8 protein-coding genes are annotated in these 8,179 nt (G+C 66.4%); 3 read left to right on the top strand and 5 right to left on the bottom strand.

The features are described from left to right. Together ACO1BU_RS26285 and ACO1BU_RS26280 are read right to left on the bottom strand one after the other, a co-directional pair. Positions 1-283 (bottom strand): hypothetical protein (locus ACO1BU_RS26285; protein ID WP_424138935.1); only part of this gene is annotated, 283 nt, incomplete at its 3' end. Between the two features lie 19 nt (positions 284-302). Then, positions 303-620, bottom strand: coding sequence for an HU family DNA-binding protein (locus tag ACO1BU_RS26280; protein WP_424138934.1), 318 nt, complete (start codon positions 618-620; stop codon positions 303-305). A gap of 223 nt (positions 621-843) precedes the next feature. On the opposite strand from ACO1BU_RS26280, the gene ACO1BU_RS26275 reads away from it, so the two are divergent. Further along, a complete protein-coding gene (locus ACO1BU_RS26275) occupies positions 844-1,632 on the top strand; it encodes a DUF3750 domain-containing protein (protein ID WP_424138933.1) in 789 nt (262 codons plus the stop codon). Between the two features lie 7 nt (positions 1,633-1,639). Here the strand turns inward: ACO1BU_RS26275 and ACO1BU_RS26270 are convergent, their stop codons facing one another. The 3 genes from ACO1BU_RS26270 to ACO1BU_RS26260 form a co-directional block, all read right to left on the bottom strand. Beyond that, positions 1,640-2,971 carry an aspartate aminotransferase family protein gene (locus ACO1BU_RS26270; RefSeq protein WP_424138932.1) on the bottom strand — a complete coding sequence of 444 codons (1,332 nt, stop codon included), beginning with the start codon at positions 2,969-2,971 and terminating at the stop codon, positions 1,640-1,642. Positions 2,972-3,151: 180 nt separating this feature from the next. Then, a complete protein-coding gene (locus ACO1BU_RS26265) occupies positions 3,152-3,844 on the bottom strand; it encodes an alpha/beta hydrolase (protein WP_424138931.1) in 693 nt (230 codons plus the stop codon). 173 nt (positions 3,845-4,017) lie between these two features. Next, complete coding sequence (locus tag ACO1BU_RS26260; protein ID WP_424138930.1) at positions 4,018-5,043, bottom strand: MBL fold metallo-hydrolase; 1,026 nt, start codon at positions 5,041-5,043, stop codon at positions 4,018-4,020. Between the two features lie 159 nt (positions 5,044-5,202). On the opposite strand from ACO1BU_RS26260, the gene ACO1BU_RS37775 reads away from it, so the two are divergent. Together ACO1BU_RS37775 and fdnG are read left to right on the top strand one after the other, a co-directional pair. Further along, positions 5,203-5,802: a hypothetical protein gene (locus ACO1BU_RS37775; protein WP_481133243.1), complete on the top strand. Its 600-nt coding sequence runs from the start codon at positions 5,203-5,205 to the stop codon at positions 5,800-5,802. 48 nt (positions 5,803-5,850) lie between these two features. After that, positions 5,851-8,179, top strand: a 2,329-nt coding sequence (gene fdnG / locus ACO1BU_RS26255; protein ID WP_481133242.1) for a formate dehydrogenase-N subunit alpha, incomplete at its 3' end; no start/stop codon positions are given.

Below are 8,179 nucleotides of genomic sequence, written 5' to 3'. Positions count from 1 at the left end.
TGGGGGGCCCGCCCCCCCCCGGCCCCGGGCCCCGGGGGGGCGCGCGCACGGCCAGCCAGATCTCGTCAGCGGCCGCCATCCGGTCCACCCCCTGCAAGAGCAGCTCCAACGTGAAGCTCATCTTCAGCTCGGTGATGACCAGGAAAGGCGGCTCGCCCGGGCGCAGGGCGACGATATCGCAGCCGCAGACCTCGCCCTTGGCCTCGTAGCCCAGACCCTCCAGATGCGTCTTCACCGCGCGGTAAAGCGAGGTTTCGGGCGCGCGCCGGCCGGGTCCGGGCACGGGTGCTGCCGTCAGGCGTTCAGCCGGCAGACTTGGCGGCGCGGCGCTTTGCCTTCTTCGCGCCGGCAAAGGCAGCCGCCTTGAGGGACGGCGACGCCTTGAACTTCACCGTCGCGCCCGCCTTCACCGCGACCTTCTCCCCCGTGCGCGGATTCAGCGCCGTGCGCTTCGGCGTCTCGCGCACCGTGAAGGAGCCGAAATCCGGCAGGGAGAAGCGGCCGTTCTCGATGATCTGCTCCTTGATGGCCGCAATGATGTCGGCGGCCAGACGGCCGGCGGCGACGCCGGTCATGTCGGAGGACTGCTGGATGACGTCGGTGAGGAACTTCTTCGACACAGAGATACCTTTCTCATACTCACAGCCCGGATCGCCGAGAGGAAGGGCGACAGTCCGGGATGTCTGTTGACGGTCCTGCTCTTACGGCGCTCCGGCCTCGTCTGGGAAGCCGCTGGCTCCCCATGGTGACCCAAGAATCCTGCCTCAGACTGGTATTATCTCGAGTCTGGCGCTCTCGGGCCGCATTGCTGTTTCGCAGCGCACAACAAATATCTCTGGGGATATGACGATCCTGAAGACCGCGCTCCTTCTCTTTGCCCTCCTCTACCTGCTGCCGCTCGGCATCTCAGCAGCCTTGTATCAGGCCAGGAATGCGCGAACGGATTGGTGGTCCGCTGACCGCTCCAGCGCTGGATTCCTGCCGCCGCCAGCACAGAATGGGAACGCCGTCGTTCGCGTCTTCGCGGCCCCCACGGTTCGGTGGCGTGGCATCTTCGCGGTGCATTGCTGGATCGTTTTCAAGCCGGAAGGCGCACTGTCCTACACGCGTTATGACTACACGGCCTGGGGCGAACCGATCCGCATGAACGGGTTCGAGCCGGATGGACGCTGGTTCGGGCAGGCGCCGGAAGTGGTCTTCGCCGCCGATGGCCCGGCGGCGGCTGCCCTGATTCCGCGCATGCAGGCGGCCGTCGCCGGCTATGCCTGGCGCAACCGGGGCGATTACAGCCCTTGGCCAGGGCCAAATTCCAACACCTTCGTCGCCGCCATCCTGGATGCGGTACCGGAGATCGGGGTGGCCCTGCCGCCAACGGCCATCGGCAAGGATTTCCCTTATGACGGGCGCTGGTTCCGCCCCACGCCCTCCGGCACCGGGTTCCGGTTGTCACTGGGCGGCTATGCAGGCTTCACCCTTGGTTGGGTCGAGGGAATCGAGGTGAATATTCTCGGCGGTATCGCGGGCCTCGATCTGCGGCGGCCGGCAGTCAAGTTGCCTGGGCTGGGCCGGCTGGGGATGCGCGGCGCGGAGGGGGCGGGGACGCCGCTCGTGGAAGCGCCGGCGCGCCTCTGACTCGCCGTCAGGCAGCGCTGCCCAGTGGCCTGGCCGGCTGCAGCAGCGGCTTCCTGACCGCGACGAACTCCGCTACCGCGGCGATGAAGCGGTCCATTTCCGCTTCACCGACGGGCAGGCTGAGCGCCGCCATGCCGCGCCGGGCGAGGTAGATCCCGGCCTCCATCATGTCGAAGAAGAAAAGTTCCCGCAGGCTCTCCTCGGCCGGCATCGGCATGGCAGGCCGCTCAATGGGAAGGCGGCGGAACTGCACCGTCATCATGGAGCCGAGTCCGGTGAATCCCATGACCACGCCAGCCGCCTCGCACAAGGAGTTCAGCCGGGCGCGCAGCGCCTCGCCGCGCTGGAACAGGGCCTCGGCCGTGGCCGCGTCAAAGATCTCGCCCATGGCCACGCAGCCGCCGGCCATGGAGAGAACATTGTTGTTGAAGGTGCCGGCATGGGGGATGGTGCCGCCGAACTGGTCCATGATATCGCCGCGCCCGCCGAAGGCGCCGAAGCTCATGCCGCCCGCGACATATTTCCCGAGCGTCGTCAGATCCGGCCGCAGCCCCAGCCGCGCCTGCATCCCGCCGGCCGACATGCGGGAGGTCATTATCTCATCAAGGATGAGCGGGATGCCCGCCGCTGCCGTGACCTCGCGCAGGGCGGCCAGGAAGTCGGCCCGCCCGGGAATGCAGCCGCCGGAACCTAGCATGGGCTCGACGATGACCGCGCCGAGCATGGCGGCATTTTCCCGGATCGCGGCCACGGCGCCGTCCGTGTCATTATAGTCCGCGAGCACGGTCGGAAAGGGCACCGCCACAGGGCTGGCGCCGGCCAGGGGGAAAGTCAGCACGCTGCCGTGGTAGCCACCACGGAAGGCGAGGATGCCGGGCCGGCCGGTGAAGGCACGGGCGGCCATCAGGGCCATCAGATTCGCTTCCGTGCCGCTATTGGTGAAGCGCACGCGCTCCATCCCCGCGAAGCGGGAGCAAAGGATAGCGGCCAGGCGCTGCTCCGCCTGCCCCACGGCGGCAAGGCTGATGCCATTGGCCAACGCGTCGCGCAGCGCCGCCTGGATGCGCGGGTCCGAATGGCCGAACAGCCCCGCCGTATATTCCCCGCAGAGGTCCAGATATTCGTGCCCGTCGATATCCCAGAGCCGGCAGTCCTCGCCCCGGCGCATGGCCGTGGGAAAGGGGCCATAGGCCAGCACCGAGCGCGTGTTGCCCCCGGGCAGCACGGCAGCGGCCAAGTGGTGCTGTTCGGCGCTTGCGGGGCGGGCGGCCGCATAACGCATCCGGGCTTCGGCCACACAACTTCCGATGTCGCTGTTGTGGGGCAGGGCGTTGCTCATGCCGGAAGGATGCCGCGCGCGGCTTTCGGAACAGGGGCGGGGCTTGCCCCGTCTCGGTCGAAATCAGCGCAGCGAATCATGGTGGCCCCTCGGGTCGATCAGGACAGGCCACCACTCTGATCACAGAAGCAGCGCCGTGTAAGCCTCATCCCGCAGAGGCCCGCACGCTTTAACGGGCTGTCAGCCTTTCGCCACCATCGCCATCGCCTCGGCCGCCAGCTCTTCCGGCACGTAATGACCGCCGGGGAACTCCCGGTAGAGCACATCATATCCCGCGCCTCGGAGCGCCGGCACGAGGCGGCGGCTGCAAGCCGCGATTGGCAGCACGTCGTCCGCCACGCCGTGGGACAGAAACAGGCGTGGCCGGCCCACCGGGTCCGGCGGCGCGGCAAAGCCTGGCGAGAAGGCGAGAGCATGGGTGAAGAGGTCGCCATTCCCCAGCGCCAGCGAGAGCGCATAGGACGCTCCGTCGGAAAAGCCGGCGAGGACGATGCGCCGTGGGTCCACGCGATACCGCGCGAAGACCTGGCGCAGCGCCTCGTCGATAAAGGCGACATCCGGACCGTAGCCGCCCATGATCACGTCCCAGGTCGAGCGCCGACTTTCCGGCACGAGCAGCAGGGCGCCCGGGGCGGCCGCCTCGATGAGAGCCAGCGTGCCCGCCGCATGGCCGCCGGCTCCGTGCAGCATCACGACGAGGGGCAGCGCCTGGCCTTCCGTAGCGTCCGGAACCCGGATGAGGCCGTCCCGTCCTCCGCCAAGCCCGATGGGGTGCAGCCCCGGGGAGGGTGCCGCACCCTCCCGGACGGTGTCAGGGCGGGCCAGAAGGCGGCCCTGTGCCGCCTGGCTTCCGCCTGTTCCGTCAGCGCTCATCGAGATCAGGCGACCGCCCTGCGGGCGAGGTAAGCCGGGACGCGAAATGCCATGAGTGCCTGCCTCCGCCTGAACTGCATCCCGGAGAAACGCCCTGCCGCCCCGGCGTTTGCAGGGGCGGCGTTGCTTCCGGGGGATGGGACGCCCGGCATGTCCTGAAGCGGCGGTCCGTATCAGAAAGCTGACAAGGTCTCCCGTCCCGCCGCAACTGCCACCTCAGCCAGAAGCCGGTCTTCCTGCCCGGGATAGCGTGGCGAGAAGTGAAAGGGTTCGATACGGCGTACACCTGCCTCGCGCGCGATCTCACCAGCGGCCCGGGTCGTCAGGTGGCGGCGGTCCAGGGCCATCGCCGAGTCCTCGGCGGCAAAGGGGGCTTCGATAAACAGGATGTCGGCGCCCTGTGCCAAGTCGACGGCGGCGGAGCGATTGGCTGGAACGTCGGCAAAATCGGTGAGATAGGCCAGGCGCTGCCCAGGCGTGATGCTGATCAAGTCCCGCAGCGCACCGAATGGCAGCGTGGGTGCGCCCGATGCTTCGGAAGGCCGGGCAAAGATCGGAACGGGGCGGTCATCGGCCCATCCTTCCCGCACCGCCACCTTGAGCGCGGCCAGCCAGGGCCCGGTCGGCAGCCCGCGTTCTTCCAGCCTGGTTCGCCAGACATGGAGATGCTGGTCCTCCTCCAGGGCGAATCCGAGGCAGGGGGTGCCGTGGTCCAGCACGGCTGCCCGCAGCCGCAATGGGCCGAGTTGCAGCACGGTGCCGTCCGGCGCGGCGGGAAGTGGGGCCAGCCTCTCCTGCGTGAAGCCGCCATGCAGGCTGAGGCGGGTGCGCGACCAGGTTCCAGCCGTGGTGACCTCTGTTACCTCGAAAGCCAGCTCCGCGAGAATCCGGTCGGCAAGATTCCATGTATAGGCCTGGAGCCGGTGAAAGAGGCGCTGCGCGAAGCCCTCCGGCCCGACGAGCGGGAGGCATTTTTCGCGTCCAATCAGGATTCGGAGCAGCCGGTCGAAACCGGCCCAGTGATCCATATGGGCGTGCGATATCGCGACCGCACCGATCCGCAGGAGATGCCGCGGCGAAAGCGCGGAGAGATCCCCGCAATCCAGCAGGATGGTCTCGGAACGGTGGAGTACCTCCACATAAATGCCCGGATCGCCGGTTCGCCCGTTCAGCAGGTGGGGGTGCAAGGTCGGCCGCATGGGGCCAAGTGCCACGCCACCCTGGGCGGGGTCGAGGCCTAGCTGTGGCGGCGGCTGGAAACCCCGGGCATCACTTCATTCCGAGAGCCGAATGCTTGACAGAGACTGGCGCAAACGTTCTATTTTATGCTGCCACAATCGCTCCATTTGGGAGGGGCCATGAACATGGAACTCTCGCGGCGCGGCCTGATGAAGGCCGCCGGCGCGGGTGTTGCGGGAACCTCGTTGGCCGCCATGGGATTCAGTGAGGCGGAAGCCGCCGTCGCTGCCCATGTCCGGCCGCTGAAGCTCGCGAACACGACCGAGACGCGCAACACCTGCCCGTATTGCTCCGTCGCATGCGGAATCATCCTGTATTCCAAGGGCGACGTCCGTAAGGGCGAGCAGGCGGACATCATCCACATCGAGGGTGACGTCGATCACCCGACGAATCTCGGCACGCTCTGCCCCAAGGGCGCGGCGCTGAAGGATTTCGTTCACTCGCCCTCGCGCCTGACGCAGCCGAAGGTGCGCAAGCCCGGATCCGACAGGTTCGAGCCGATCTCCTGGGATGCGGCGCTCGACCGGATCGCGCGGCTGATGAAGGACGACCGTGACGCGAACTTCCTGGCGAAGAACGCGGCCGGCGTGCCGGTGAACCGCTGGACGACGACGGGCATGCTCGCCGCCTCCGCCACCACCAACGAGACGGCCTGGTGCACCTTCAAGGTCGCCAAGTCTCTCGGCATTGCAGGATTCGATAACCAGGCGCGCGTCTGACACGGCCCCACGGTGTCCAGTTTGGGCCCGAGTTTTGGTCGTGGTGCGATGACGAATGCCTGGACCGATATCAAGAACACCGACCTGGTTGTCGTCATGGGCGGCAATTCGGCGGAAGCGCATCCTTGCGGATTCAAATGGGTCACGGAGGCGAAGGCCAATCGTGGCGCGAAGCTGATCGTCGTCGATCCGCGCTATACGCGGACCGCGTCCGTATCGGATTTTTATGCCCCGATCCGTCAGGGCACGGACATCGCCTTCCTGCTGGGCGTAATCAATTACTGCATCCAGAACGACAAGGTGCAGTGGGAGTACACCAAGGGTTTCACCAATGCCTCCTTCATCGTGAAGGAAGGCTTCGGGTACAGCGACGGCCTGTTCACGGGCTATGACGAGCAGAAGCGTGACTATGACCGGTCGAGCTGGGACTACGAGTTCGGGGATGATGGCTACGCGGTCACTGACCCGACGCTGCAACACCCGCGCTGCGTCTGGAACCTGCTGAAGCAGCACGTCTCGATCTACACGCCCGAGATGGTGGAGCGCATTTGCGGCACGCCGAAGGACAAGTTCCTGCGGGTTGCCCAGATGATCTCGGAGTGCTCGGCGCCGGACAAGACGATGACGTCGATGTACGCCCTGGGCTGGACCCAGCATTCCCATGGCGCACAGAACATCCGCGCCATGGCGATGCTCCAGCTGATCCTGGGCAATATCGGCGTGCGCGGCGGCGGCATGAATGCGCTTCGCGGGCATTCCAACATCCAGGGCCTGACCGATCTGGGCCTGATGTCGCACCTGCTCACCGGCTATCTGAACATGCCGACGGAGCAGGAGGTCGATTTCGAGACTTATATGAAGAGCCGGCAGTTCCGGCCGCTTCGTCCGGGTCAGACCAGCTACTGGCAGAACTACCGGAAGTTCATGGTGAGCTTCCAGAAGGCCATGTGGGGCGATCACGCGACCGCCGAGAATGGCTGGGCCTATGACTACCTGTCCAAGCTCGACGTGCCGGCCTATGACGTGCTGCGCATGTTCGAGCTGATGAACTCGGGCAAGGTCAACGGCTATATCTGCCAGGGCTTCAATCCCCTGCTCGCCTTCCCGAACCGCGGGAAGGTTACGTCCTCGCTCTCGAAGCTCAAGTTCCTCGTCACGATGGACCCGCTCGAGACCGAGACGTCGCGGTTCTGGGAAAACCACGGCGAGTACAACGACGTGAATCCCGGCGCCATCCAGACGGAGGTGTTCCAGCTTCCCACCACCTGCTTCGCGGAGGAGGAGGGCTCGCTCACCAATTCCGGGCGGTGGCTGCAATGGCACTGGGCCGGTGGTTCCCCGCCGGGCGAGGCCAAGCACGACACTTGGATCATGGCGCAGATCTTCCTGCGCATGCGGGAGCTGTACCGGAAGGAAGGGGGCGCGTTCCCGGACCCGATCCTCAACCTGTCCTGGGATTATCACGACCCGAACGAGCCGCATCCCGAGGAGCTGGCGCGCGAAATCAATGGCCGGGCCCTGACGGACCTGACCGATCCCGCCGACCCCTCCAAGGTGATCCTGGCTGCCGGCAAGCAGGTGGTGAACTTCTCGCAACTGCGGGATGACGGCTCCACCATGTGCGGCTGCTGGATCTATTCCGGCTGCTTCAACGAGGCCGGCAACAACATGGCCCGCCGGGACAACCATGATCCCGACGAGACCGGCGCCTATCTCGGCTGGACCTTCGCCTGGCCGCTGAACCGGCGCACGCTCTACAACCGTGCCTCGGCCGACCTGAACGGCAAGCCCTGGGATCCCTCCCGGAAGCTGCTGGAATGGGATGGGACGAAGTGGACAGGCTATGACGTGCCGGACATCGCGCCGAATGCGAAGCCGCAGGACGTCATGCCCTTCATCATGAACCAGGAAGGGGTGTCGCGCCTCTTCGCCCGGGGCATGCTGCGGGACGGGCCTTTCCCGGCGCATATGGAGCCCTTCGAGACCCCCGTCCCCAACGTGTTGAACCCGCGCATGCGGGGGAATCCGGTGGCGCGGGTGTTCCAGAGCGACGTGGCGCAGTTCGGCAACTCGGACGAGTTCCCCTTCGCCGCGACCTCCTACCGGCTGACCGAGCACTTCCATTACTGGACGAAGCACAACCGGGTGAATTCGGCGCTGCAGCCCGAATTTTTCGTCGAGATTTCGGAGGAGCTGGCAGCGCTGCGGCAGGTGACCAATGGTGGCTGGGTGCGCGTCTGGTCCAAGCGGGGCTCGGTGAAGGCCAAGGCTGTCGTTACCAAGCGCATCCGCCCGCTGAACTGCGACGGCAAGGTGGTGCATGTGGTCGGCATCCCGCTGCACTGGGGCTTCACGGGCTCGGCGAAGAAGGGCTTCG

The sequence above is a fragment of the Roseomonas chloroacetimidivorans genome (assembly GCF_049629625.1).
Taxonomy (GTDB): Bacteria; Pseudomonadota; Alphaproteobacteria; order Acetobacterales; family Acetobacteraceae; genus Roseomonas; species Roseomonas chloroacetimidivorans.
Note: the sequence above shows the minus strand (reverse complement) of the source record. Positions and strands in the feature narration are given on the sequence as shown.

Coding starts and splice junctions, on each gene's coding strand:
- ACO1BU_RS26270 (WP_424138932.1), bottom strand. CDS start 2,971: ATGAGCAACGCCCTGCCCCACAACAGCGACATCGGAAGTTGTGTGGCC.
- ACO1BU_RS26265 (WP_424138931.1), bottom strand. CDS start 3,844: ATGAGCGCTGACGGAACAGGCGGAAGCCAGGCGGCACAGGGCCGCCTT.
- ACO1BU_RS37775 (WP_481133243.1), top strand. CDS start 5,203: ATGAACATGGAACTCTCGCGGCGCGGCCTGATGAAGGCCGCCGGCGCG.
- ACO1BU_RS26260 (WP_424138930.1), bottom strand. CDS start 5,043: ATGCGGCCGACCTTGCACCCCCACCTGCTGAACGGGCGAACCGGCGAT.
- ACO1BU_RS26275 (WP_424138933.1), top strand. CDS start 844: ATGACGATCCTGAAGACCGCGCTCCTTCTCTTTGCCCTCCTCTACCTG.